Here is a 25,379-nt window from a genome sequence, read left to right on the forward strand (position 1 = left end):
GCGGGGTCGTACCGGCGGACGCCCGGTGTCATGCTGCCGGGCATGACCACCGACACGTACCAGACCCTGCCGGACGGCCGCCCTCTCCCGCTCATGACCGGGGCTGAGCGGCCCATGCTGGAGAGCTGGCTCGCGTTCCACCGGGCCACCCTGGAGTCGAAGTGTGCGGGGCTGGACGACGGCCAGGTGCGGCTGGCGTCCACCGCGCCGTCGGAGCTGACGCTGCTCGGGCTGGTGCAGCACCTGGCCGAGGTGGAGCGGAACTGGTTCCAGGCGGTGTTCGCGGGACTCGACGTGCCGACGCTGTACGAGGACGGCGCCGGCGGATACGCCCTCGACCCGGAGCGCGGGCTCGACGAAGCGCTGGCGGACTGGCGCCGCGAGGTCGGGCGCGGGCAGGAGCTGTCCGCCGGACGGTCGCTCGACGACCTCGGCCGGATTGTCGACGGGCCGATGGCCGGGCTGGAGGTCAGTCTGCGCTGGATCCTTGTCCACCTGATCGAGGAATACGCGCGCCACAACGGTCACGCGGACATCGTCAGGGAGCGGATTGATGGGGTCACAGGCGCCTGACCAGCGGGGCGGTGGGTGATCGGGGAATTCCGGTTCGGTTTATCCGGGGGTATTTCTCGGCGCTTTTCTGGGGCCTTATTCAGTGCAGCTCCCCGTATTCTTCTGCCCGCTTTCTCCGAACCTAAACGCTAAGATTTCGCGAACACCAACCTCTTAATTCGGGCAGATCTCGTGGTGATTACACGGCTGTGACGCAATACACAGGGCGCCCGGTTTCTCCCTTATTTTCGGGATAAAGTGGCGGCTTCTGACTGGTGGTACGCGGCATCCGCGCCCGCGTGATAACACAGCAGGCGCGTCGACGTAACCCCCTCCGGCGATGCAATTTGAACTTTCGCTGGGTAAATTCAATCCGCATGACCGCCGCACAAGCAGACCTGCAAGCGGAATTCCTGGAAATGCCGGAAGGGCTGCGGATCGACCGTCCGCACGTGGTGGACGGAGCCGCGCTCTGGCGCATTGCCAAGGACTCCGGGAACCTCGACCTGAACTCCTCCTACAGCTACCTGCTGTGGTGCCGTGACTTCGCCGGCACCTCCGCGGTGGCGCGTACGGCCGACGGCGAGCCGGTCGCCTTCGTCACCGGCTACATCCGGCCGGAGCGCCCGCACACGCTTCTCGTGTGGCAGGTGGCCGTCGACGCGGAACAGCGCGGACGCGGCCTCGCCGCCGCGCTCCTCGACGGACTGACCCTGCGGATCGCCCGCACACACGAGCTGACCACCGTCGAGACCACCATCACCCCGGGCAACACCGCCTCCGAGCGCCTGTTCACGTCGTACGCCGGACGCCACGGAGCGACCGTCGAGCGTGAGGTCCTGTTCGACACAGCGCACTTCCCCGACGGACCGCACGACCCAGAGGTGCTGTACCGCATCGGCCCCCTGTCGCACTGACGAACCCCCCACGCCCTGAGGAGCAACTCCGTGACCATCACCCAGCCCGACCTGAGCGTCTTCGAGACCCTGGAGTCGGAGGTGCGCAGCTACTGCCGTGCCTGGCCCACCGTCTTCGACAGGGCGCAGGGCAGCCGCATGTTCGACGAGGACGGCCATGAGTACCTCGACTTCTTCGCCGGCGCCGGATCGCTCAACTACGGGCACAACAACCCCGTACTGAAACGCGCCCTCATCGACTACCTGGAACGCGACGGCGTCACGCACGGTCTCGACATGTCGACGACCGCGAAGCGCGGGTTCCTGGAGTCGTTCCAGAACCTGGTGCTGCGGCCCCGCGACCTGCCGTACAAGGTCATGTTCCCGGGCCCGACCGGCACCAACGCCGTCGAGTCCGCGCTGAAGCTGGCCCGGAAGGTCAAGGGGCGCGAGTCGATCGTCTCCTTCACCAATGCCTTCCACGGCATGTCGCTCGGCTCGCTCGCCGTGACCGGCAACGCCTTCAAGCGGGCCGGCGCCGGCATCCCGCTCGTGCACGGCACACCGATGCCCTTCGACAACTACTTCGAGGGCAAGGTCGAGGACTTCCTCTGGTTCGAGCGGCTCCTGGAGGACCAGGGCTCCGGCCTCAACAAGCCCGCCGCGGTGATTGTCGAGACCGTGCAGGGCGAGGGCGGCATCAACGTCGCCCGCCCGGAGTGGCTGCGCGCCCTGTCCGAGCTGTGCGAGCGCCAGGACATGCTGCTGATCGTCGACGACATCCAGATGGGCTGCGGCCGGACCGGGGCGTTCTTCTCCTTCGAGGAGGCGGGCATCACCCCCGACATCGTCACCGTCTCCAAGTCCATCAGCGGCTACGGACTGCCCATGTCCCTCTGCCTGTTCAAGCCCGAGCTGGACATCTGGGAGCCGGGCGAGCACAACGGCACGTTCCGCGGCAACAACCCCGCGTTCGTGACGGCCGCCGCCGCGCTGGAGACGTACTGGTCCGACGGTCCCGCCATGGAGAAGCAGACCCGTACCCGTGGCGAGCAGGTCGAGGAGGCGTTCATCTCGATCACCGAGGAGAACCTCGCCGACGTCAAGGAGTACCGCGGCCGGGGCCTGGTCTGGGGCATGGAGTTCCACGACAAGGCGCGCGCGGGCCTTGTCGCCAAGCGGGCCTTCGAACTCGGCCTGCTCATCGAGACGTCGGGCCCGGAGAGCGAGGTCGTGAAACTCCTCCCGGCGCTCACCATCACCCCCGAGGAACTGGACGAGGGCCTGCGCATCCTCGCCCGCGCCGTCCGCGAGACGGCCTGAACCACCCCTGAACCACAGCGGCCACATCAACCGCACCAACCGCACATCAGCCTGAAGGAGGCTTCGCAGCACCGTGATAGTCCGTTCGTTCAAGGAGATCGAAGGCACTGACCGACACGTGAAATCGGCGTCGGGTACCTGGGAGAGCAAGCGCATCGTCCTCGCCAAGGAGAGGGTCGGCTTCTCCGTGCACGAGACGATCCTCTACGCGGGTACCGAGACGTCGATGTGGTACGCGAACCACATCGAGGCCGTCGTCTGCGTCGAGGGCGAGGCCGAACTCACCGACGACGAGACCGGCGAGAAGTACACGATCACGCCGGGAACCATGTACCTCCTCGACGGGCACGAGAGGCACACGATGCGGATCAAGGAGGACTTCCGCTGCATCTGTGTCTTCAATCCGCCGGTGACCGGACGGGAGGACCATGACGAGAACGGCGTCTACCCCCTGCTGACCGAGCCCGAGGAGGTCTGAACCGATGACGACGATCACCGACCTGTATCCCAGTCGCGGTACCAGCGAGGTGTCCGTGCCCCGGCAGGACCCGGTCGTGTGGAGCGAGCCCGGCACGCCGGGACCGATCCCCGGGGCCGACCTGCAGTCGTACGAGCGTGACGGGTTCCTCGCCGTCGACCGGATCATCGGCGAGGACGAGGTCGCGCTCTACCACGCGGAGCTGGAGCGTCTGGTGACGGATCCGGCGATCCGTGCCGACGAGCGCTCGATCGTGGAGCCGAAGTCGCAGGAGATCCGCTCGGTCTTCGAGGTCCACAAGATCAGTGAGATCTTCGCCCAGCTCGTACGCGACGAGCGCGTGGTCGGCCGCGCCCGGCAGATCCTCGGCTCGGACGTGTACGTCCACCAGTCGCGGATCAACGTCAAGCCCGGCTTCGGTGCGAGCGGCTTCTACTGGCACTCGGACTTCGAGACCTGGCACGCCGAGGACGGCCTGCCGAACATGCGCACCGTGTCCGTCTCGATCGCGCTGACCGAGAACTACGACACCAACGGCGGTCTCATGATCATGCCGGGGTCGCACAACACGTTCCTCGGCTGTTCCGGAGCCACGCCGAAGGACAACTACAAGAAGTCGCTGCAGATGCAGGACGCGGGCACGCCCTCCGACGAGGCGCTCACCAAGTTCGCGTCCAAGCACGGCATCAAGCTCTTCACGGGCAGGGCCGGCTCGGCGACCTGGTTCGACTGCAACTGCATGCACGGTTCGGGCGACAACATCACGCCGTTCCCGCGCTCGAACGTCTTCATCGTGTTCAACAGCGTGGAGAACACGGCGGTGGAGCCGTTCTCGGCACCGGTACGCCGGCCCGAGTTCATCGGGGCCAGGGACTTCACTCCGGTGCGATGACTCCTTTCCGCCGGCGTAGCCGGCCTGCGGCGTAGCCGCCAATGGACACAGCATCGGGGCGAGGGACTTCACTCCGGTGAAGTGACGTACGCCTGAAGTGACGTACGCCTGAAGTGACGTACGCCTGAAGTGACGTACGCCTGAAGTGACGTACGCCTGAAGTGACGTACGCCTGAAGTGACGTACGCCTGAGGGTGATTGGCCCGGTGTCCGACTCATGGGAGTCGGGCACCGGGCCAACTGCCTTACAGCGCCGGGTAGTCCGTGTAGCCCTTGGCGTCCCCGCCGAAGAACGTCGCCCCGTCGGGCTCGTTGAACGGGCCGCCGGTCCGCAGACGGGCGGGCAGGTCCGGGTTGGCCAGGAACAGCTGGCCGTACGCGACGAGATCGGCGACGCCGTCCTCGACGAGGGCCAGGGACTCCGGCCCGGTCGGCCCCTCGGTCGCCGGGTTCAGGACGAGGGCCCCGCTGAACCGCTTGCGCAGCGCGAGGGTCAGCTCACGCATCTCAACCGCCTCGGTGACGTGCAGATACGCGAGGCCCAGCGGCTCCAGCTCGGCCACCAGTGCGGTGTACGTGGGCTCCGGCTCGGGCTCCTGGATGTCGTTGTACGGGTTGCCGGGCGAGAGCCGGATGGCGGTGCGCCCGGCACCGATCTCGGCGGCGACGGCCTTCACGGTCTCGACGGCGAACCGTATGCGGTTCTCGACGGAGCCGCCCCACTCGTCGGTGCGGTGGTTGGAGCCGGGAGCGAGGAACTGGTGGATCAAGTAGCCGTTGGCGCCGTGCAGTTCGACCCCGTCGAAGCCCGCATCGACGGCGCCCCGCGCGGCGGTCACGAACTCGCCGATGGTGGCGCGGACCTCGTCGCCCGTGAGCTCGCGCGGGGCGATGAAGTCGAGGGGGCCCTCGTGCGTGTAGACCTGCCCCTGGGCCGGCACGGGGGACGCGCCGACGTTGACGAGTCCGTCGGGCAGCAGGGTGGGGTGGCCGATCCGGCCCGCGTGCATGAGCTGCGCGAAGATCCGGCCGCCGGCGGCGTGCACGGCGTCGGTGACCTTCCGCCAGGCGGCGATCTGCTCGTCGCTGTGCAGGCCGGGGGTGTCCGGGTAGCCCTGGCCGATCGCGGACGGCTGGATGCCCTCGGTGATGATCAGCCCCGCGGAGGCGCGCTGGGCGTAGTACTCGACGGTGAGGTCGGTGGGGGTGCCGCCCTCGCCCGCCCTGCTGCGGGTCATCGGCGCCATGGCGATGCGGTTGGCGAGGGGTGTGCCGGACAGGTCGATCGGGTCGTATGCAGTGGTCACAAGAGCTCCCGGAAATAATTTATGTGGTCGGCCAATCAACTGAACCTGGAGCCACCCTGGACTATTCCTTGGCCGACCAAGGTAATCTCGGTGGAGGAAGACCGGAAGACGGCCGGGAGACGGCGCGAGAAGGCGGGGGAGGCGGTGGGACGTACGGTGGACAGCACGTCCGCACGAACCGGGGAGTCGAGATGAGTGCCAGCCAGGAGGTCGCGGCCCCGCAGGCCGACCCCGTCTGTACCGACAAGCTGCCCTCCGCCGCGCGCGGCGGCCCGGTCAGCCACGCCATCTCACGGGTCGCCCGGCTGCACCGCACGACCGTGGCCAAGCTGCTGCGCGGGGCCGGGCTCTACCCCGGGCAGGAGTTCGTGATGATGCACCTGTGGGACCGGGGCCCGGTGCGTCAGTCGGACCTCATCAAGGCGGTCGAACTCGATCCGTCCACGATCACGAAGATGCTCCAGCGCCTCGAGCAGTCCGGGCACGTGACCCGCAGCCCGGATCCGAAGGACCGGCGCGCGGTGCTCGTCGAGGCGACCGAGAAGAGCTGCGGACTGCTCGACGAGGTCGCACTCGCCTGGTCCGGCCTGGAGGAGCACGCCCTCGCGGGTCTGAGCCCGGCCGAGCGGACCCAGCTCGTCGCTCTCCTCTCCAGGGTCGAGGCGAACCTCTGCACGGAGACGGGGGGCTGCCCGGCCCCGGGCTCGTAGCTCCCCAGGGCCAGGGGCGCGCTGCCCTGGCCCGTAGTGGCTGAGCTACAGCCAGGACAGGGCGGCCGCGCGCTCCAGTACGTCGCGTACGACGTCCTCGTCGCCCGCCACGCCCCTCGGTACCTCGTCGGGTGTGTACCGGCCGCCCACGAGCAGGCAGAAGTCCACGGCGTCCAGGACGAGTTCGCCCCGGACCGCCTCGTCCTCCGAGCCGAGCACCCACTCGGTGGAGCTCTCGCCTGCCGTCACCGCGAACAGCACCGGCGGTGCCGTCGGCCCCAGAGCCATGCCGAGGATGCGGACGGCGAGCCGTACCAGCTGCCACAGGTGGGCGTCCGGGGGCGGCGGCACCACGAGACCGAGCGCGCGGCCGATGTCGTCCGTGTGGATCCACGCCTCGAAGCCGCGCACGACGAAGTGGTCGGCGACCGGCAGCCGTACGCCCATCAACGTCGTCGCGCGCGCGGCCCGTTCGGGATCCCGGGCCTCGGGCGTGGCCAGCAGCGCGGCGGCCCGCTCGGCCCACGCGGTCACCGTCTCCTGGGGGTCGCGCGTCCGCTCGTACGCGATGACGTCGGCGGTCCGCGTGTTCCAGGCCTCCTCCCACGAGGCGTCCTCGGTGGTCCGTGAGGGCGGTGTGTGGGTCTCCAGGCCCAGGCGCACGGCCAGTTGCTCGTCGGCGGCGATCAGATGGCCGACGGTGTCGCGGACGTCCCAGTCGTGCACGACGGGCGTGCCCCACGGCCCGTGGCCGTCCACCTCCCGCAGCAGCGCGCGCAGTCCGGCGACGGCGGCCGCGTACGGGGCGGCGTGCTCGGCGACGCGCGGCAGGGCGGGCCGGGAGCGCAGGGCGAGGGCCAGCACACCGTCCGCTCCGGCCGGACCGCCACCGGCGACGGACGCTTCCGCGGATCCGGCGCCCGTCGCCCCGCCGCCCGTCGCCCCGGCGGCCGAACCGTTCTGCGAAACCGCGGCCGAACCGTTCCGCGCGACGGGTGATCCGTTGCCGGCGGCGGCCGTCCCCGGTGGCACGTTCAGCAGCCGTACGGTCTCGCGGAGCCGTTCCGCCTCCGCCGCGCAGCTCTCGCAGCCGGCCAGATGCAGCGGTACGACCTTCTCGTCCGCGGGCTGCAGCGCGCCGAAGGCCCAGGCGGCCAGCAGCTCGGGCACACCGTCGTGGTCGTCGGTCACCGGACGCCTCCTTCCCCTGTCGCCATCATGCGCCCCTTTCCCACGCCGGATCCGGCGGCTCGGCCAAAGTCTCGGCCAACTTGCGCAGCGCGGACCGTAGGCGGGTCTTGGCGGTGCCCTCCGGGATGCCGAGCTCGACGGCGGCCTGGCGGTAGGTGCGGCCCGCGAAGTAGGCGAGGTGGACCACCTCCCGCTGCGGTTGCGGGAGTTCGGCCAGCGCGGAGTGCAGCAGCAGCGAGCGCTCGCGGTCGACGACGGCCTCGTCGGGCCCGGGCCCGGTGTCGGGGATGGCGTGCAGCGCGGAGTCGTCCGCCCCGGCGGCCTTGCGGTGCCGGGCCTCGCTGCGCACCCAGTCCACGGCCCGCCGGTGCGCGAGCACGGACAGCCAGGTGCGCAGCGAACCCCGGCGCGCGTCGAACGCGTACGGCCTGCTCCACAGCTGGGCGAAGACCTCCTGCGCCACGTCCTCGGCGGCCGCCGGGCTGTTCGTGACGCGCCGGGCGATCCGTCGCACGAGCCCGCCGTACGCCGCGTAGGCCTCGGACAGCGCGGACTCGTCGCCGTACACCAGCCGCCGATGCAACTCCGCATCCGCGGGCGGCCGTTCGGACTTGTGGAGAGTTGGCTCCACCGGCACCACCACCTCGTGATGCCCTTCCTAGCGTCCCGGTGGGTCCCGCGCCAGTGGGTCCGGCAATCAGCCCGACAGGACGTCCAGCAGACGATCGACGTCCGCGGCCGTGTTGTACAGGTGGAACGCGGCCCTCAAGTTGCCCGCGCGGTCCGAGACTTCGATGCCCGCCCGGCTCAACTCCGGCTGCCGGTGGCCGAGTCCGGGCACGGAGACGATCGCGGAGCCCGGCGCCGGAACCGGCTCCTGCCCCAGGCCGGCCAGGCCCGCGCGGAAGCGGTCGGCGAGGGCGAGGTCATGGGCGTGCACGGCGTCCACGCCCAACTCCTCGATCAGCTCCAGCGAGTGACGGGCGCCCGCGTACGAGAAGAGGCTCGGGCTCTCGTCGAACCGCCGTGCGGAGTGGGCGAGTTCCTCGACCGGCCCGTAGCAGCTGTCCCAGGGGTGCTCTCCCGCGACCCAGCCCGCGAAGATCGGGTTCAGTCCTCCCAGGTCCTCCGGAACGACCAGGAAAGCCACGCCCCGCGGGCAGACGAGCCACTTGAAGGCGACGGAGGACACATAGTCGTACGCGTCCGCCTCGACGGGCAGCCATCCGGTGGCCTGGGACGCGTCGAGGTACGTACGGGCCCCGTGCTCCCGCGCTGCCTCGCGCAGCGCGGGCAGATCGACGATCCGGCCGTCCGCGGACTGTGCGGCGCTGACCGCGACGAGCGCGGTGCCGGGGCGCACCGACTCGGGGATCCGCTCCAGCGGCACGGTGCGCACCTTGAGGTCGCTGCGCACGTGGAAGGGGTTCACCACGGAGGTGAAGTCGGCCTCGGCGGTGAGGACTTCGGCGCCCTCGGGCAGCGAGGCGGCGATCAGTCCGCTGTAGACGGCGACGGAGGCCCCGGCCGCGACACGGCGGTCCGGGACTCCGACGAGACGGGCGAAGGCGGCGCGGGCCGCCTCCACGTCGGCGAACATGTCCTGCGGCTGCCCGGCCGCCACGGACTCGACGCCGACCCGCATGGCGTCGACCGCGCGGGCCGGGAGCAGCCCGGTGCTCGCGGTGTTGAGATAGGTGTTCTTCGCGGCGAACTCGGCTCGGACGAGGGTCTCGAAGGTCTCCATGGGACCACTCTGCGGCCCGGGCATCTCCCCGTCCATTGCCGACTTCTACGTGGTTTCGCCAAGCAACGCTTATGGATACGCCCCGACCTGCGCTTTTGCCGTCCCCGTCAGTTCTGCGGCACCGCGCATCCGTCGGGGCCGCACGCCTCGGCGTCGTCCTGCTGGATCAGCTTGAGGGGCGAGTGGCTGCCCCACGCCTGCTCCAGGGCCTGCGCGAAGACCTCGGCGGGCTGGGCGCCGGAGACGCCGTACTTCCGGTCCAGGACGAAGAACGGCACGCCGTTGGCGCCCAGCTCGGCCGCCTCGCGCTCGTCGGCGCGGACCTCGTCGGCGTACGCGGCCGGGTCGGCGAGCACCTTGCGGGCCTCGTCGGCGTCGAGTCCGGCGGAGACGGCCAGCTCCACGAGCCGCTCGTCGTCGCCGAAGACGGACCGCTCCTCGGCGAAGTTCGCCTTGTAGAAGACCTGGATCAGCTCGTCCTGCCGGCCCCGCTCCTTGGCGAGGTGCAGCAGCCGGTGCATGTCGAAGGTGTTGCCGTGGTCGCGGTCCCGGGTGCGGTACTCCAGACCCTCGGCGGCGGCCTGCGTGCCGAGGTTCTCCTCGCCCGCCTGCGCCTGGGCCTCGCTCATCCCGTACTTCTTGGTGAGCATCTTGATCACCGGCTGGATGTCGGTCTTGGCGCGCCCGGGGTCGAGCTCGAAGGAGCGGTGCACCACCTCGATGTCGTCGCGGTGCGGGAAGGCGTCGAGCGCCTTCTCGAAGCGGGCCTTGCCCACGTAGCACCACGGGCAGGCGATGTCGCTCCAGATCTCGACGCGCATGTCTTCGGCTCTTTCGGCTCGTACGGACACGGAGGCACCCTCCGCTCGGTACGTGAACGTTCAATGGTCTCGGATCATTCCCGGCGGAGCCCGGTGCCCACCGCGTACCGCAGGACGAGATGGTGATCGCCCGCGACCGGCGGGTTCTCCGGATCCGGTACCCAGCCCCGGCGGGCGTAGAAGTCCCGGGCCCGCTCGTTGTCCACGTGCACGTCGAGCGTCGCGATCCGCTTGCCGTCGGCCCGCCACTGCTCCGCGCACTCGGCGTGCAGCGCGCTCCCCAGGCCCGTACGCCAGTGGTCCGGGTCGACATGGAGCTGGAACAGCTTCACGGTGTCCGAGGGCGCGCCCGTCGCGGTGCGGAACGAGGCGACGGCCACGATGCGGCCCTCGTGGACCGTGCACAGCACGTGTCCGTCGGGGCGCTCGATGGCGGCGCGCCAGGCCGCGACCCAGTCCGTGCCGTCCTGCGGTGTCCCGGCCGGGTAGTACGTCGCCCGTGTCCGGGAGTGCAGTGCGGCGACGGTCTCCGCCTCTGCCGACAGCACGGTTCTCGTCACGCGGCGGCCGGTCACACGGGTTCTGATCATGCCGGTCATGCCGCGAAGGACGCGGGTCGCCTCCGGCGCGGTTCCGGGGGTGTGGGGTTCGTTGTCGGGTGCGGGCCCGGTGGGGGCTTGTCGCGCAGTTCCCCGCGCCCCTAAAGTCGCGCAGTTCCCCGCGCCCCTAAAAGCGGGGCTGCGCCCCGGCTTTTGTCTTTTGGGGCGCGGGGAACTGCGCGCTCAGCCACGGACGACCTGCACGTCGCAAACCACCGAACCCCCACCCACCCAGGGGCGCGGGGAACTGCGCGATCAGCCCCCACCTGGCCGCAGACGAAACTCAGCCCTCTGCCAGCGCGGCGCGCAGCGCGGAGAGGGAGGACTGGACGGAGTCCAGGGTCGCCGCGGGGCCGTAGTGGTTGACCCGGATCATCTCCTTGGCCAGGGCACCGCCACCCGCGGCCAACGGCAACGAGGGGTCGGCGGCCAACGCCCTGGCCACCACGGCGGAGGCGTCGACCCCCACAGGTGTACGCAACGTCGTGGCGACCGGAGCCGCCGCAGAGGCCTCGTACACGTACGGCTCGAACCCGGCGCCCAGCGCCAGCACCCCCTCCCGGGTGGCGGCGGCCGCCGCAGCGTGGCGGGACATCACCGTGTCGAGCCCCTCCTCCTCGATACGGACCACGCACGCCTCCAGCGCGAGCATCTCCAACTGGGCCGGGGCATGCAGGAGCGCCCGCCGACCGCCGTCGATCCAGCGCTCCTTCCAGTCCAGGAGGGAGAGGTAGGAGCGGCGCGGAGCGTGCGGGTTGGCGGCCATGCGGGCCCAGGCGCGCGCGCTCACCGAGACCGCGGAGACCCCGGCCGGCCCGCCCATCGCCTTCTGGGCGCCGATCACACACAGGTCCACGCCCCACGCGTCCGGCAGCACCGGCTCCGCACCGATCGACGCCACCGCGTCCAGGTAGAACAGGGCACCGTGCGCCCGTACGGCCTCGCCGATCTCCGCGACCGGGTTGGTGTTGCCGGTGGCAGCCTCCGCGTGGACGAGGGAGACGAAGTCGATCTCGGGGTGCTCGGCGAAGGCCTCCTGGATCTGTGCGGCCGTGACCGCGGTGTGGAAGGGGACGGCCAGGTCGTACACCGTCGCGCCGCAGTCCCTCAGCCAGTCGCCGAACGTCTGCCCGTACGGACCGGTGATCACGTTGAGAGCCGTCGTGCCGGGCCCTGCGGCGCCGCGAATGGCTCCTTCCAGCGGCAACAGCGCCTCTCCCTGGGTGATCAGCACGTCCTGCTCGGTGGAGAGCAGCCGCGCGACACGGTCCTCGATCGACGCGAAGTGCGCGGCGCTCAGCGGTGCCAGGTCCAGGAGGGGGTGGGTCACAGCAGTGCTCTCTTCGTTTACGGACGGCGCTGTTCACGGATGGTGCTCACGGGGTAGACGCACACGAGCGTAACGGGCGGGTCCCCGCCCGCCCCACCGACGGCTTCTGAGGCCGGACGGCTCAATGGCCATGGGAATGGTTTGAGAGCCTCAAACCTTTCCTTATAATCAGAAGTCACAGTTCCCCCACAGGAGGTCAACCCCCGTGAAGATGGTCCTCGGGCGCCGGTCCCGCATCCTGGCCGCCACCACCGCGACGGCCGGGCTGCTGCTCGTCGCCGGCTGTTCTTCGGACGACGACGGGGGCAAGAAGACCACCGCGAACGGGGTCGAGCTGGTGAAGGGCGGGCAGCTCACCACCTGCACGCACCTGCCGTACCCGCCGTTCCAGTCGGAGATCGACGGCAAGGTGCAGGGCTTCGACGTCTCGATCATCGACCTGGTCGCCAAGGACCTGGGTGTGAAGCAGGTGATCCTCGACCAGCCCTTCGAGAACTTCAAGACCGGCGGGTCCCTCAACGCAGGCCAGTGCGACCTCGCCGCGGCAGGCATGACGATCACCGACGAGCGCAAGAAGAACGTCGACTTCTCAGACCCGTACTTCGAGGCCACCCAGGCCGTCCTGGCCGACAAGAAGAGCGGCATCTCCTCCCTCGCGGACCTCAAGGGCAAGAAGGTCGGCGCCCAGGCGCAGACCACCGGCGAGGAGTTCGCGAAGAGCAAGGGCCTCGACCCGGTCTCCTTCGAGTCCTCCGACGCGCTCCTCAACGGCCTGCGCACCGGCCAGGTCAAGGCCGTCGTCATCGACTACCCGGTCGTCCAGGGCTGGCTGAAGGACAAGGCCAACGCGGCCGCCTTCGAGGTCGCCGACAACATCAACACCGGTGAGGAGTACGGCGTCACGGTGAAGAAGGGCAACACCAAGCTCGCCGACGCCATCAACAAGGCGCTGGCGGACGCGAAGGCGGACGGCACGTACAAGAAGCTGTACGAGAAGTGGATCGGCCCGTACGACGAGGACGCCGCCTCCGCTTCCCCGTCCGCCGCCTCATGAGTGGGACGGACACCAAGGTCCAGCCACGCAGAAGCGGTCTGACCAGACGTCAGAAGCGGGCCGTGTCGCGGGGCGTCCAGTACGCGGTGTTCGTCGCCGCCCTGGCCGCCCTCGGTGTCACGGCCGACTGGGAGCAGTTGCAGAACCAGTTCGCCCAGGTCGACCTGGCCGAGCGGATGTTCCCGGACATCATCACGCTGGCGCTGAAGAACACCGTCCTCTACACGGTGTCCGGCTTCGTCTTCGGCCTCGCCCTCGGCGTGGTCGTCGCCCTGATGCGGCTCTCCTCGGTCGGCCCGTACCGCTGGCTGGCCGGTATCTACATCGAGATCTTCCGCGGGCTGCCCGCCCTGCTGATCTTCATCTTCGTGGGCGTCGCCGTGCCGTTGGCGTTCCCCGGCACGGAGATCCCCGGCGGCACGTACGGAAAGGTCGCGCTAGCGCTCGGCCTCGTCGCGGCCGCGTACATGGCGGAGACGATCCGCGCGGGCATCCAGGCCGTGCCCAAGGGGCAGATGGAGGCGGCCCGTTCGCTGGGCTTCTCGCATGCCCGGGCCATGGTCTCGATCGTCATTCCGCAGGCGTTCCGGATCGTGATCCCGCCGCTCACCAACGAGTTGGTGCTCCTCTTCAAGGACTCCTCGCTGGTGCTGTTCCTCGGGGTCACGCTGGAGGAGCGCGAACTCTCCAAGTTCGGCCGCGACCTGGCCAGCGAGACCGCCAACTCGACACCCATCCTGGTGGCGGGCCTGTGCTATCTGCTGGTCACGATCCCGCTCGGTTTCGTCGTACGCCGCCTTGAGGCGAAGGCCGGGGAGGCCACCAAGTGAGCACTACGAGCAGTCCGGCCCTCACGAAGGACGCGAGCGGCACGCCGGAGATCCAGGTCCACGGCCTGCACAAGTCGTTCGGCGACAACGAGGTGCTGCGCGGCATCGACCTGGAGGTCCGCTCCGGCGAGGTCGTGTGCGTCATCGGCCCCTCCGGCTCCGGCAAGTCCACGCTCCTGCGCTGCGTGAACCTCCTCGAAGAGCCCACCAAGGGCCAGGTCTTCGTCGGCGGCACCGAAGTGACCCACCCGGACGTGGACATCGACGCCGTACGCCGCCGGATCGGCATGGTCTTCCAGCAGTTCAACCTCTTCCCGCACCTGACGGTGACCGAGAACCTCACGCTGCCCCAGCGTCGGGTGCTCGGCCGCGACAAGGAGGCGGCCGCGAAGGTCGCCGCCGAGAACCTCCGGCGGGTCGGCCTCTCCGAGAAGGCGGACGCGTACCCCGCCTCCCTCTCCGGCGGCCAGCAGCAGCGCGTCGCCATCGCCCGCGCGCTCGCCATGGGCCCCGAGGTGATGCTCTTCGACGAGCCCACCTCCGCCCTCGACCCGGAACTCGTCGGCGACGTCCTCGCCGTCATGCGCATGCTCGCCGACGAGGGCATGACCATGATGGTCGTCACCCACGAGATGACCTTCGCCCGCGAGGTCGCCGACCGAGTCGTCTTCATGGACGCCGGCGTGATCGTCGAAGACGGCACCCCGGCCCAGGTGATCGGCAATCCCACCCATGAGCGGACGAGGCACTTCCTCTCCCGCCTACTGGATCCGGCGATGGCGGACGTGGAGGAGGACAGCCCCGGCCGCCTGAGCAAGGAGGGCTGAGCGCTCCGTGCCCCTTTAGGGGCGCGGGGCTGTATCGATTTGCGGCTCCGCCGCGTGGGCGCGACCAGCCCCCACCGGCCCGCAGCCTCAGTACTTCACCGACGAATTAGGGTGCAGTACATGAGCGATCAGCCGGTGCTGCACGTAAAGGGCCGAGTACTCATCGACCCCGACGACGCCAGGGACGAACTCTGGATCGTAGGGGGAAAAATCACCTACGAGCGCCCACAAGGCGCCCGTGACATCCGCACAGTGAACGGCTGGGCCCTACCCGGCCTCGTGGACGCCCACTGCCACGTGGGCCTGGGCCCCAGCGGCCCCGTCGCAGACGACACCGCCGAGAAGCAGGCCCTGACCGACCGAGAGGCCGGCACCCTGCTCATCCGCGACGCGGGCTCGCCCTCCGACACCCGCTGGATCGACGACCGCGCGGACCTCCCGAAGATCATCCGGGCGGGCCGCCACATCGCCCGCACCCGCCGCTACATCCGCGGCTTCGCCCACGAGATCGAGCCGGACGACCTCGTCGCGTACGTCGCCCAGGAGGCCCGCCGGGGCGACGGCTGGGTGAAGCTCGTGGGGGACTGGCTCAACCGTGAAACGGGCGACCTCGGCGCGTGCTGGCCCCGCGCCGAGGTCGAGGCCGCGATCGCCGAGGCCCACCGCCTGGGCGCCCGGGTCACCGCGCACTGCTTCGCCGAGGAGTCCCTGCGGGACCTGGTGGAGGCGGGCATCGACTGCATCGAGCACGCCACCGGCCTGACCGAGGACACCATCCCGCTCTTCGCCGAGCGCGGCGTCGCCATCGTCCCGACCCTCGTCAACATCGCCACCTTCCCGCAGCTCGCGGCCGGCGGCGAGGCCAAGTTCCCCCAGTGGTCGGCGCACATGCGGCGGCTGCACGAGCGTCGCTACGACACCGTGCGCGCCGCGTACGACGCCGGTGTCCCCGTGTACGTCGGCACGGACGCGGGCGGCACGCTCGCGCACGGCCTGGTGGCGGGCGAGGTCGCCGAGCTGGTGACCGCCGGAATCCCGCCCGTCGAGGCGCTGTCGGCGACGGCTTGGGGCGCCCGGGCCTGGCTGGGACGGCCGGGTCTGGACGAGGGGGCACCGGCCGACCTCGTCGTGTACGAGGGGGACCCGAGGGCGGACGTACGGGTGCTGGCGGCGCCCCGACGAGTGGTGCTGAACGGCAAGGTCGTCGGCTAGGAGCGCTGCTCGCGCGTCGGAGCCGCCGGACGCCAAGTCAGCGAGTGCCAAGCCGCCGGACGCCAAGTTGACGGAGCGTAACCACCCCTCGGGCCTGCTCATTCTGCACTTCTGCGCGCGCTCCGGCGCGTCAACCGGCGCGTTCGAGCCGGTTCGGTGATCCGGGTGGATCCGGGTGGAGATGAGGAACGCACGTGCCGGGCGATTCGAAGAAGCGCACGGAAACTCCACGTATGAGTGAACTCCCGTCAGGCTGCTGACTGTTCACTCTCCGTGCGTAAGGATTCCCGCATCGACGCCGTCGGTGCTCCCCGCAGGTCCCCGTGAGCGGAGCGGCCGGCGGCGTCGCGTTCCCGGTTCCGTCTCCCGTGGGGGTATTCGACTGCTGCTGTTTTCCCCGTGCTACCGCGTACGGGCGTGTGTGCGAGTTCCGTGCGCTGCTCGCTTGCTGCGGGTAGATCGCCTGAATGTTCGTGATGGGAACGGGTGACCTTTCCCGATGCGGTTCGTTGATCTGTGTGACGAGTGGATCGGGGGTGGGTGTTGTGCGTCGGAGGGGGGAGCGGTCGATTTCGGGCCTGCGGTTGATGGTCGAGCCGTTCGTCGCTCCGGGGCCGTCTGGTGTGGCGGTCCGCGACCGGCTCAAGCACCTCACTGTCGAGGACGAGCGGGTGCTGCGGCTGGTCGGCGCGCATATGGGTGCGCTCGCTTCGCGGGATCTCAAGGCCCGTTGCGCGGACGGTCTGGAGCATTCCGCGGACAAGTGGGCGGTGCGGAAGCGGGCGCTGACTTCGTTGTCGTCGTCCCGCTGGGCCGGGGCGGTCACCAAAGCGTCGCACGATCAGTGGGCGCTGTCCCGACGTTGCCTGGCCGCGCATGTGCGCAGTCTTGAGGCCGGTATCCAGACGATCCGGAACCGGCTGTCGCTGCCTGTAGGCGCGCGCGGCTCGAAGGGGGCTCCGGGTGGCTACCGGTCCGCGCGGGAGTGGCATGCCAAGTCCCGGCGTCTGGTCACGCTGGAAGCCCGGCACGCCGCCGCCATCCGGGACTGGCAGGCCGGACGAGTGCGCGCGGTGCGCGGCGGGACACATCTGGCGAATACCCGGCACCACCTCGCCGACGCCCAGCTCACCCAGACGCAATGGCGCCAGCGCTGGGAGGCGGAGCGCTGGTTCCTCGCCACCGACGGTGAGTCTGGGAAGAGATACGGGAACGAGACCATCCGCGTCACCCCGGACGGCGAGATCAGCATCAAACTCCCCGCCCCGCTGGCCGAACTGGCCAACGCTTCACACGGCCGGTACGTCCTGGCCGCCCGGGTCACCTTCCCGCACCGGGGCCCCGAGTGGGCCGACCGGGTGCAGGCCAACCGGGCCGTCGCATACGGCATCCACCTGCACGTTGGGCGGGGCCGCTGGTATCTGACGGCCTCCTGGCAGTACGCGCCCACTCCGGCGATCTCGCTGGACGCCGCGTTGTCGCAGGGCGTGATCGGTGTCGACACCAACGCCGATCACCTCGCCGCCTGGCGCCTCGATCCGCACGGCAACCCAACCGGCAGCCCGCGCCGCTTCTTCTACGACCTGACCGGCACCGCGGGCCACCGCGACGCCCAGGTCCGCCACACCCTTACCCGACTCCTCCATTGGGCCCAGACCTGCGGCGTCAAGGCCATCGCCATCGAGGACCTGGACTTCGCGGCGGACAAGACCAGGGAGAAGCACGGCCGCAAGAAGAAGTTCCGTCAGCTCATCTCGGGCCTGCCCACCAGCAGACTCCGAGCCCGCTTGACGTCGATGGCTGACGCGACCGGTATCGCGATCATCGCCGTCGATCCGGCTTACACCTCAAAGTGGGGCGCCCAACACTGGCAGCGCCCCACGACCAGCACCACCCGCAAGACCAGTCGACACGATGCCGCGAGCATCGCGATCGGCAGGCGCGCCCAAGGGCATCCGATCCGGCGACGGACGGCACCGCCCCACGACGACCGGAGCGATCGTCGTGGGCATCGGACCGTCCAGGCCCGACCGGCCGCTCTTGGGCGTGAGGAAACCAGCCCCCGTATTCCTGGACCACGCACACGATGCGCTGAGCCCGGATATGGAGCGAAAGCTGGGGACCAGCACGCCCAACACCGTTCGGGGCGTGCGGCTGAGCATGGGTTCTGGCGACAGGACTCACTCCCGCTCAGTCTTTAGGCACGGTCCCACCACCTTGAACAGCAAATTTTCCGCAAGCCGGATCGCCGTCACCGCGGCGGCCACCGCTCTGCTCGCCGATCCCGCGGCGCTGGTCGGCGCGTGCTCGGCCCACGTGACGGACGACCACGGTCGCGTCAGTGTCGTGCTCCGAGCAGGGCCCGACGAAGTACTCGATCACGCACGGGAGTTGTCTCCCGCTCGCCGGGTGGTGCGTCACCCGCGCGAGGTCAGCAGTCCCGCAGGCTCAGCGCCTGGTCCAGGGCCTGAAGGAAGCGGTTGACCGTCGTGCGGTCGCGCACCGCCAGGCGCAGCCAGGTGTCGTCGAGCCCCGGGAAGGTGTCGCCGCGCCGCACGGCGAAGCCCAGCCGGCGCAGCCGGGCACGGACGGCCGCCGCCCCGGGGAGCCCGATGAGGACGAAGGGACCCTCGGCGGGCTCCGCGACCCGGACGCCGTCGGAGGCGAACTCCCTCAGCCCGGCGACCAGATGGGCCCGGTCGATCGCGACGCGACGGGCCGCGTGGTCCTGTTCCGCCAGTGCCCGCGGAGTCATACAGGCCTCGGCGGCTGCGAGCGCGGGCGTGGACACCGGCCAGAGCGGCTGGGCCCGTTCGAGCTCGGCGATCGTCTCGGGGGAGGCCAGGACGTACCCGATGCGCAGCCCCGCGAGGCCCCACGTCTTGGTGAGGCTGCGCAGCACCACCAGACCCGGCACGTCCGTACGCCCCGCGAGGGTCTCCCGCTCGTCCGGAACCGCGTCCATGAACGCCTCGTCGACCACCAACGTCCGCCCGGGACGGGCGAGTTCGGCGATCAGGGCGGCCGGGTGGAGGACGGACGTCGGGTTGGTCGGGTTGCCGATCACGACCAGGTCCGAGTCCTCGGGGACGGCCGCCGGGTCGAGCCGGAAGCCGTCCTCGGCCCGCAGGAGCACCCGGTCCACGGTGTGCCCCGCGTCCCGCAGAGCCGCCTCCGGCTCGGTGAACTGCGGGTGCACGACGACGGGTTGACGGACCTTCAGGGCTCGCGCCAGCAGTACGAAGGCCTCGGCGGCGCCCGCCGTGAGCAGCACCCGCTCCACGGGCAGCCCGTGCCGCGCCGCCACCGCGGCCCGCGCGGCCCGCCCGTCCGGGTAGGCCGCGAGCCCGGCCAGCGACTCGGCGATCCGCTCGCGCAGCCAGGCCGGCGGAGTGTCCGCGCGGACGTTCACCGCGAGGTCGACGAGCGACGAGCCGTCGTCGCGCACCTCGGCGTCACCGTGGTGCCGGAGGTCGTGCGCGTCACCGAGTCCGCCGGAGCCCTGTCCGCCGATGGCCCGTGCCCCGACGCCCTGTCCGCCGCCGGGGCGGTGGTGTCCGCCCGGGCCGTCTCTGTCGCCCCTGTCAGTGTGCATGGGAGGGTGCGTGGCCGTCGTGGTGGTGATGCCCGTGGTGGTGCCCGTCGTGGTGGTGATCGTCGTCGTCCGGGTGGAAGTGCGGCTGCTGGGGGAGCCCCACCTTGTCCTCGAAGCCGGGCAGCGCGATGCGGTACACGCAGGAGTCGCAGTTCATCCGCAGATCACCCTCGACCGCCTCCCGGTAGCGCTCCATGACCAGGTCGAGCAGCTCCGGCTCCGGCCCGATGACATCGGCGGAGACCACGTCGACCTCCGGATGCGCGGCCGCCCACCCTTCGGTCTGCTGCCGCACCCGGTCCGGGAGGATACCCGTGAACAGGAAGTAGGGAAGCACCACGATCCGGCGCGCGCCCAGCTTCACACAGCGGTCCAGGCCCGACGGCACGTCCGGCGCGGCCAGCGACACGAACGCCGTCTCCACGCCCGCGTAACCCCGCCCCTCCCACAACAGCCGCGCCGCCTTGTGCACTTCGGCGTTGGCGTCCGGGTCGGTCGAGCCGCGCCCGACGAGCAGAACGGTCACCTCGGCACGGTCCGCGGGGGTCCGCGCCGAACCGCCGAGCGCCTCGTCGAGCCGCCGCTCCAGCACCGCGAGCAACGCCGGGTGCGGGCCCAGCGGACGCCCGTACGTGTACGAGATCCCGGGGTGACGTTCCTTCTCGCGGGTCAGCGCGGCCGGGATGTCGCCCTTGGCGTGCCCGGCGGACACCAGCATCAGCGGGACGGCCGCGAACCGGCGCACGCCCTGCTCTACCAGTTCGGTCACGGCATCGCCCAGCGGCGGCGGGGAGAGCTCGATGAAGCCGCCCGCGACGGGCAGTCCGGGGTTGCGGCGGCCCAGTTCCCGTACGAAGTCGCGGAAGGCCTCGGCACCCGCGTCGTCCCGGGTGCCGTGTCCGGCGATGAGCAGGGCGGGGGCGGGGGTGGTCACGATTTCTCCTTGGACTCGGACGGGGAACCGGCCCGGGACTCGGCCTCGGGCGCGGGGTGGGACACGGCGTCGTTCACCGGGTGGGAAACGGGGTGGTACAGCAGGGCGTTGAGCGCGGCCGCGGCGACCGCCGAACCGCCCTTCTCGGACACGTTGCTCACGGCGGGCAGCCCGCTCTCGCGCAGCGCGGCCTTGGACTCGGCCGCGCCGACGAAGCCGACGGGCAGCCCGATGACGAGCGCCGGGGCGGCGTCCAGGGTGAGGAGCTCCTCCAGCGCGGTCGGAGCGCAGCCGATCACCCAGAGCGCGCCGGGCCCGACCTGCTCGTACGCGAGCCGGATCGCATGGGCCGAGCGGGTCAGCCCGGGACCGGACACGGCGTCCTTGAGACGGCAGACGGTGTCGCGCCGGGTGATGCCCGCCGCGACCATCTCCACGTCCACGACGACGGGCGCCCCGTCGTGCAGCGCCCGGTGAGCCTTCTCAAGGGCGACCTCGTCGGTCACCAGATCGCTCGCGTAGTCGAGATCGGCCGCGGAGTGGATCACCCGCTCCACGACGGCACGGGTCAGCGGCGGGAAGTGCGAGGTGTCCAGGCGGGCCCGCAGCCGCCGGAAGGACTCCTCCTCGATGGGGTGCACGACTCGCGCCCCGGGGTCCGCGATGCGGCTCTCCGGGAACACCCGGCTCACTGCGCTCACTTGGGCTCCTCCTGCCAGCGGTAGCCGCGCGGCGTCACCATACGGCCGGCGATCTCACGGGTCGCCGTGTTGCCCACGGTCACCACCGTCATCATGTCCACCGTCGCCGGGTCGAGTCCCGCGAGGGTGGTGACACGGCTGGATTCGTCCGGCCGCGAGGCGCTGCGTACGACTCCCACGGGCGTCGTCGGCTTCCGGTGCCCGGCGAGGATCGTGAGCGCCTTCGGGAGCTGCCAGTCGCGGCCCCGGCTGCGCGGGTTGTAGAAGGTGACGACGAGGTCGGCCTCGGCCGCCGCGCGCACCCGGCGCTCGATGATCTCCCACGGTGTGTGCAGGTCGGAGAGGCTGATCGACACATGGTCGTGGCCGAGCGGCGCGCCCAGGATCGCCCCGGCCGCGAGCGCGGCGGTCACCCCCGGCACCCCGACCACGTCGATGTCGTCGGACGCCTCCGCGAGCGCGGGCGACGCCATCGCGTACACGCCCGCGTCACCGCTGCCGATCAGCGCGACCGCCTGCCCGAGCCGGGCCTCGGCCACGGCGGTCCTGGCCCGCTCCTCCTCGGCCCCGAGCCCCGACTCCAGGATCCGGGTGCCCGGCAGGAGCAGGTCGCGGATCTGGTCGACGTACTGGTCGAGCCCGACGAGCACCGAGGCGCGGCGCAGTTCGTCCTTCGCGCGGGGCGTCAGCAGGTCCCGGGCGCCCGGACCGAGACCGACCACCGCGAGCCGCCCGCGCCCCGGCCTGCGTACGACCGCGCAGGTCGCCATCGCGGGACGCGCGGCCGACTTGCGCTTGGGGACGAGGAGTTCGCCGCCGCGCAGCAGGGCTGAGGCCTCCGCCACCGACGGGGTGCCGACCGCGGCGAGGGGCGCGTCCGAGGGGTTCGGCACGTCGACCGTCGCCAACTCCTCGGCGCCGTACGTCACCACGGGCACCCCGAGCCGCTCGGCCGCCCCGAGAATGCCGGGCTCCTCGGCCTTGGCATCGACGGTGGCGAGCTCGGCGACGGACTTCACCGAAAGGCCGGCGTCCCGGAGGGCGTCCTGGACGAGCCCGAGCACCTCGTCGACGGGGGCACCCTTGGAGGCGCCGACGCCGACGACGAGGGAGGGCGGCCGGAGCACGACCTCACGCTCGGCGGGCTCAACAGCCCTGTCGCTGACCCGAATTGAATACTCACCGGTCGCGGCGACCCGCAGCGGCGGAAGCGGCCAGGCCAACTCGGCGTTCAGCGCGACCGGTTCCCCGTCCAGCATGGCCCGGGACACCCCGGCCACATCCCCTTCGACCGGCAGGCCGAGCATGTCGAGCCCCGGCACGCCCACGGAGTCGGTGGCCGTCGTCACGACGGGTTCGGCACCCAGCAACTCGCCGACCTCGCGGGCGAGTTCATTGGCTCCGCCGCCGTGGCCCCCGACCAGGGACACCGCGAACCGCCCGCCCTCGTCGACGCACACGATTCCCGGATCGGACGCCTTGTCGATGAGCAGCGGCGCGACGAGCCGCACCACGGCCCCCGTGGCCAGGAAGCACACGAGCTGCTCACACTCCGCGAAGGCCCGCCGTACGGCGTCCCCGACCGGACCGTCGTACACGCGCGTATGGTCTGGCCACGCTGTGGCCAGCCGGTCCCGCGCAGCCGCTCCTGCGGACGTGGCGGAAATCAAGCCGATCACCGGGTGCCTCCCAAAGACGGCTGGTAGAGTCGCGAAGCGCTGAGCGAGAACCAAGCCAGCACAGCAGTAACCTCCCAAAACTTCATACACCGGGCTGGTTTCAACCCGGCTGGTGCTGATCGCGTCAGACTCGATGGTTCGCTGAGCCGACGAGCAGTGTGAGCCAGGAATCTCCCCCGTTCGCGAGGGAGAGGATTCAATGAGCAACTCCTTCACTCCGCGCCATAGGCCGGACGCCCCACAGCAGGAAAACGGGGTTGGTCGCCGCGAGCCGGGTGACGTCCCCCGGCAGCGGCGCCAGCCGGGACGACTGCAGCAGTACGCCGTCACAGTCGAGCCCGGCCGCGACGAGCGCGTCCCGGACCGCCGGAACCCGGTCGAGGGCGGCCATCGCCACGACGACCGACCGCCGTGCCCGCCGGGCACACGCGGTCACGATGGCGGGCAGTTCCCGTCCGCCCCCGCCGATGAACACGGCGTCGGGGTCGGGCAGGTCGGACAGCACGGTCGGCGCGGCGCCGTGCACGGCGGTCACGTCGACCCCGTGTGCGGCCGCGTTGGCGCGGACCCGCTCCACACCGTCCAGGGTCTTCTCCACCGCGGTCACGGCGGCCCCGAGCCGTGCGCACTCCACGGCGACCGAGCCGGAGCCCGCGCCGATGTCCCACACATGCTCACCGAGCCGCGGTCCGAGCCGGGCCAGCGCCAGTGCCCGTACCTCGAACTTGGTGATCATCGAGTCCCGGTGGGTGAACTCGCCCTCTTCCAGGGCCCATTGGGCGGGCCCGGACGGCGGCCCGGCGATCGTGCGCACGGGGGAGAGGACTCGTGACTCGTCGAGACACAGCACGACGTTCACCACCGGCCCCCAGTCCCGGGCGGCGGCCTCGGCGGGGGTGACTCGCTCGACGCGCTCTTGCTCCCCGGAGTGAGTGACGGAGCCCGCGTCCGAGTGCGGGGTGGAGCCCGAGCCCGGGGTGGTGCCAGTGCCCGGGGCCGGGGCCGGGGCTGAGCCGGTGCCGGAGCGAGTGCCAGTGCCCGAGCCGGTGCCCGAGGTCGCGCCCGCGTTCGAGGTGGAGGCCGAGCCGGTACCCGAGCCCGGGGTCGAGTCGGTGCCCGAAGTGGCGCCCGCGTTCGAGGCGGAGGCGGCGCCCGAGCCGGAGCCCGAGGCCATGCCAGAGTCTGACGCAACCTCCGAGCCCGAGCCGGTGCCGGTGCCCGCGCTCGAGTCGGCGCCCGCCCCCAGCGCCGAAGCCACCACCAAAACCCGCCCGCTGGACCGCAGCGCGGCCCCGAGTTCCGCGGGTCCGGAGCCCGGACCGGTCAGCACCGCCACCTTGGGGTGGGCCCGGCAGACGTTCACGGCGGTCCGCAGGTCACGCCCGTGCGCGCTCACGACCACCGCGTCGTCCCAGGTCAGCCCGATCCGCGCGAAGGCGGTGGCGACGGACGACACCCCTGGGTGGACCTCAAGCCGCTCGGCTCCGAAACGCTCGGCGAGGGCTCGGACGATCCCGAAGAACCCGGGGTCGCCGGAGGCCAGCACGACGACCCGCCCCTGGTCCTCCGGTTTCCCCAGAAACCGCTCGATCGCGTCGAGGGCGGGCGCGAGCGGCCCCAGGACGACCCGCTCGGCCGTGTCCGGCATCGTCGTCGCGGCCGCCAGGTGCCGTCGGCCGCCCACGACGAGCCCCGCCTCGGTCAACGCGGCCCCGGCGTCCGGAGGAAGGGGCGCCCCCGTGCCCGTACCGACAACGGTGATCATGGCGTGACACCCTGCGCATCCCGTGGACTCTGCGCACCCCGCGCACCCTGCGTCCGCAACGCCCTGCGGGCCTCGGGGTCGGCCTTGCGGAAGCCGTGGAAGTGGCCGGGGTGGTAGAGGTGCGAGCGGGTGCCGTGCGCGTCGAGGGCCGGGCCGACCAGGAACAGCGTGTGCTTCCAGAGCTTGTGCTCCTTGACGGTCTCCTCCAGCGTGCCGATCGTGCACTTCACGATCAGCTCCTCCGGCCAGGTGGCCTGGTACGCGACCACGACCGGCGTCGACGTCGGATAGCCGCCCTCCAGCAGCTCCCGTACGAGCTGTCCGCTGCGGGCGGCCGACAGGAACAGCGCCATCGTCGTCCCGTGCCGTGCGAACTCCCGTACCTCCTCCCCGGGCGGCATCGGCGTCTTGCCGCCGCCCAGCCGGGTGAGGATCACGGACTGCGCGACCTCGGGGATGGTCAGCTCCCGCTGGGCGAGCGCGGCGACGGCGGAGAAGGAGGAGACACCGGGCACGATCTCGGTCTCGATGCCGATCTCCGCGCACCGGTCGACCTGCTCCTGCGTACCGCCCCAGAGCGCGGGGTCGCCGGAGTGGATCCGGGCGACCTTCAGCCCGGTCTCGGCGGCCCGCTCGTAGACGGCGACGACGTCCTCCAGCGACATCGTCGCCGAGTCCAGGATCTCGGATCCCTCACGCGCGTGTTCGAGAACCTCGGCCTGCACCAGGCTGGCCGCCCAGATCACGACGTCGGCCTCGGCGATGGCGCGCGCGGCACGGAACGTCAACAGGTCGGCGGCACCGGGCCCGGCCCCGACGAAGGTCACCTTGCCGGTGGGGGCATCGGCCATGGGATGGGGTCCTCTCCTACGAGTCCTACGAGTAGTGCGGTTCTCAGGGGTGCTTCCGGACATCAGCGCGCGGATTCCGGAAGCC

The 25,379-nt window shown here is 71.0% G+C and carries 23 protein-coding genes and 1 pseudogene; 11 read left to right on the forward strand and 13 right to left on the reverse strand.

Going from position 1 to position 25,379, the window contains the following annotated elements; genetic code table 11:
* The first annotated feature begins 42 nt into the window (after positions 1 to 42).
* The 5 genes from QF035_RS39315 (at position 43) to thpD (ending at position 4,141) form a co-directional block, all read left to right on the forward strand.
* A complete protein-coding gene (locus tag QF035_RS39315; protein WP_307525895.1) occupies positions 43 to 573 on the forward strand; it encodes a DinB family protein in 531 nt (176 codons plus the stop codon).
* 356 nt (positions 574 to 929) lie between these two features.
* On the forward strand, positions 930 to 1,469 hold the full coding sequence (ectA, locus tag QF035_RS39320; RefSeq protein WP_190230211.1) for a diaminobutyrate acetyltransferase: 540 nt from the start codon (positions 930 to 932) through the stop codon (positions 1,467 to 1,469).
* Between the two features lie 30 nt (positions 1,470 to 1,499).
* Positions 1,500 to 2,771 (forward strand): diaminobutyrate--2-oxoglutarate transaminase, encoded by a 1,272-nt coding sequence (gene ectB, locus QF035_RS39325; RefSeq protein WP_307525897.1) that lies wholly within the window; start codon positions 1,500 to 1,502, stop codon positions 2,769 to 2,771.
* 73 nt (positions 2,772 to 2,844) lie between these two features.
* The gene (locus QF035_RS39330) at positions 2,845 to 3,249 is read left to right on the forward strand and encodes an ectoine synthase (protein ID WP_200399089.1); all 405 of its coding nucleotides are present in this window, start codon (positions 2,845 to 2,847) and stop codon (positions 3,247 to 3,249) included.
* Between the two features lie 4 nt (positions 3,250 to 3,253).
* On the forward strand, positions 3,254 to 4,141 hold the full coding sequence (thpD, locus tag QF035_RS39335) for an ectoine hydroxylase (protein WP_307525900.1): 888 nt from the start codon (positions 3,254 to 3,256) through the stop codon (positions 4,139 to 4,141).
* A gap of 245 nt (positions 4,142 to 4,386) precedes the next feature.
* Here thpD and QF035_RS39340 read toward each other — a convergent pair whose 3' ends face one another.
* Positions 4,387 to 5,448 (reverse strand): alkene reductase, encoded by a 1,062-nt coding sequence (locus QF035_RS39340; RefSeq protein WP_307525902.1) that lies wholly within the window; start codon positions 5,446 to 5,448, stop codon positions 4,387 to 4,389.
* Positions 5,449 to 5,639: 191 nt separating this feature from the next.
* Here QF035_RS39340 and QF035_RS39345 point away from each other — a divergent pair, with 191 nt between their 5' ends.
* Positions 5,640 to 6,158, forward strand: a complete 519-nt coding sequence (locus QF035_RS39345) for a MarR family winged helix-turn-helix transcriptional regulator (protein WP_307525904.1) — start codon at positions 5,640 to 5,642, stop codon at positions 6,156 to 6,158.
* A 45-nt stretch (positions 6,159 to 6,203) separates the two neighbouring features.
* Here QF035_RS39345 and QF035_RS39350 read toward each other — a convergent pair whose 3' ends face one another.
* The 6 genes from QF035_RS39350 to QF035_RS39375 all read right to left on the reverse strand — a co-directional run bounded on the left by QF035_RS39350 (position 6,204) and on the right by QF035_RS39375 (position 11,846).
* Positions 6,204 to 7,349: a maleylpyruvate isomerase family mycothiol-dependent enzyme gene (locus tag QF035_RS39350; RefSeq protein ID WP_307525906.1), complete on the reverse strand. Its 1,146-nt coding sequence runs from the start codon at positions 7,347 to 7,349 to the stop codon at positions 6,204 to 6,206.
* A 25-nt stretch (positions 7,350 to 7,374) separates the two neighbouring features.
* A complete protein-coding gene (locus tag QF035_RS39355) occupies positions 7,375 to 7,992 on the reverse strand; it encodes an RNA polymerase sigma factor (protein ID WP_307525908.1) in 618 nt (205 codons plus the stop codon).
* Positions 7,993 to 8,046: 54 nt separating this feature from the next.
* On the reverse strand, positions 8,047 to 9,096 hold the full coding sequence (locus QF035_RS39360; protein WP_307525909.1) for an aminotransferase class V-fold PLP-dependent enzyme: 1,050 nt from the start codon (positions 9,094 to 9,096) through the stop codon (positions 8,047 to 8,049).
* Between the two features lie 107 nt (positions 9,097 to 9,203).
* A complete protein-coding gene (locus QF035_RS39365; protein WP_307525912.1) occupies positions 9,204 to 9,917 on the reverse strand; it encodes a DsbA family oxidoreductase in 714 nt (237 codons plus the stop codon).
* Between the two features lie 74 nt (positions 9,918 to 9,991).
* The gene (locus tag QF035_RS39370; protein ID WP_307525914.1) at positions 9,992 to 10,507 is read right to left on the reverse strand and encodes a GNAT family N-acetyltransferase; all 516 of its coding nucleotides are present in this window, start codon (positions 10,505 to 10,507) and stop codon (positions 9,992 to 9,994) included.
* Between the two features lie 292 nt (positions 10,508 to 10,799).
* Complete coding sequence (locus QF035_RS39375; protein ID WP_307525916.1) at positions 10,800 to 11,846, reverse strand: pyridoxal-phosphate-dependent aminotransferase family protein; 1,047 nt, start codon at positions 11,844 to 11,846, stop codon at positions 10,800 to 10,802.
* Between the two features lie 205 nt (positions 11,847 to 12,051).
* Between QF035_RS39375 and QF035_RS39380 the strand changes: the two genes are divergently transcribed.
* From QF035_RS39380 to QF035_RS39400, 5 genes and pseudogenes are all read left to right on the forward strand, one after another.
* Positions 12,052 to 12,900, forward strand: coding sequence for an ABC transporter substrate-binding protein (locus QF035_RS39380; RefSeq protein WP_307525918.1), 849 nt, complete (start codon positions 12,052 to 12,054; stop codon positions 12,898 to 12,900).
* Positions 12,897 to 13,730 carry an amino acid ABC transporter permease gene (locus QF035_RS39385; protein WP_307525920.1) on the forward strand — a complete coding sequence of 278 codons (834 nt, stop codon included), beginning with the start codon at positions 12,897 to 12,899 and terminating at the stop codon, positions 13,728 to 13,730. The genes QF035_RS39380 and QF035_RS39385 overlap by 4 nt, the downstream gene beginning before the upstream one ends.
* On the forward strand, positions 13,727 to 14,557 hold the full coding sequence (locus tag QF035_RS39390) for an amino acid ABC transporter ATP-binding protein (RefSeq protein WP_307525922.1): 831 nt from the start codon (positions 13,727 to 13,729) through the stop codon (positions 14,555 to 14,557). Before QF035_RS39385 ends, QF035_RS39390 begins: the two co-directional genes overlap by 4 nt.
* Positions 14,558 to 14,677: 120 nt before the next feature.
* A complete protein-coding gene (locus tag QF035_RS39395) occupies positions 14,678 to 15,769 on the forward strand; it encodes an amidohydrolase family protein (protein ID WP_307525924.1) in 1,092 nt (363 codons plus the stop codon).
* 569 nt (positions 15,770 to 16,338) lie between these two features.
* Positions 16,339 to 17,970, forward strand: a pseudogene (locus tag QF035_RS39400) (IS200/IS605 family accessory protein TnpB-related protein).
* A 230-nt stretch (positions 17,971 to 18,200) separates the two neighbouring features.
* Here QF035_RS39400 and cobC read toward each other — a convergent pair.
* From cobC to cobM, 6 genes are all read right to left on the reverse strand, one after another.
* Entirely contained in the window at positions 18,201 to 19,364 is a 1,164-nt protein-coding gene (cobC, locus tag QF035_RS39405; protein WP_307525927.1) for an Rv2231c family pyridoxal phosphate-dependent protein CobC, read from the reverse strand.
* Positions 19,354 to 20,298: a sirohydrochlorin chelatase gene (locus QF035_RS39410; RefSeq protein ID WP_307525929.1), complete on the reverse strand. Its 945-nt coding sequence runs from the start codon at positions 20,296 to 20,298 to the stop codon at positions 19,354 to 19,356. The genes cobC and QF035_RS39410 overlap by 11 nt, the downstream gene beginning before the upstream one ends.
* Complete coding sequence (locus QF035_RS39415) at positions 20,295 to 20,990, reverse strand: precorrin-8X methylmutase (RefSeq protein ID WP_307531758.1); 696 nt, start codon at positions 20,988 to 20,990, stop codon at positions 20,295 to 20,297. The genes QF035_RS39410 and QF035_RS39415 overlap by 4 nt, the downstream gene beginning before the upstream one ends.
* 5 nt (positions 20,991 to 20,995) lie before the next feature.
* Complete coding sequence (gene cobJ / locus QF035_RS39420; RefSeq protein WP_307525931.1) at positions 20,996 to 22,678, reverse strand: precorrin-3B C(17)-methyltransferase; 1,683 nt, start codon at positions 22,676 to 22,678, stop codon at positions 20,996 to 20,998.
* 196 nt (positions 22,679 to 22,874) lie between these two features.
* Positions 22,875 to 24,443 (reverse strand): precorrin-6y C5,15-methyltransferase (decarboxylating) subunit CbiE, encoded by a 1,569-nt coding sequence (cbiE, locus tag QF035_RS39425; RefSeq protein ID WP_307525932.1) that lies wholly within the window; start codon positions 24,441 to 24,443, stop codon positions 22,875 to 22,877.
* Complete coding sequence (cobM, locus tag QF035_RS39430; protein WP_307525934.1) at positions 24,440 to 25,294, reverse strand: precorrin-4 C(11)-methyltransferase; 855 nt, start codon at positions 25,292 to 25,294, stop codon at positions 24,440 to 24,442. Before cobM ends, cbiE begins: the two co-directional genes overlap by 4 nt.
* Between the last annotated feature and the right edge of the window lie 85 nt (positions 25,295 to 25,379).

The sequence above is a fragment of the Streptomyces umbrinus genome (genome assembly GCF_030817415.1).
GTDB classification, from domain to species: domain Bacteria; phylum Actinomycetota; class Actinomycetes; order Streptomycetales; family Streptomycetaceae; genus Streptomyces; species Streptomyces umbrinus_A.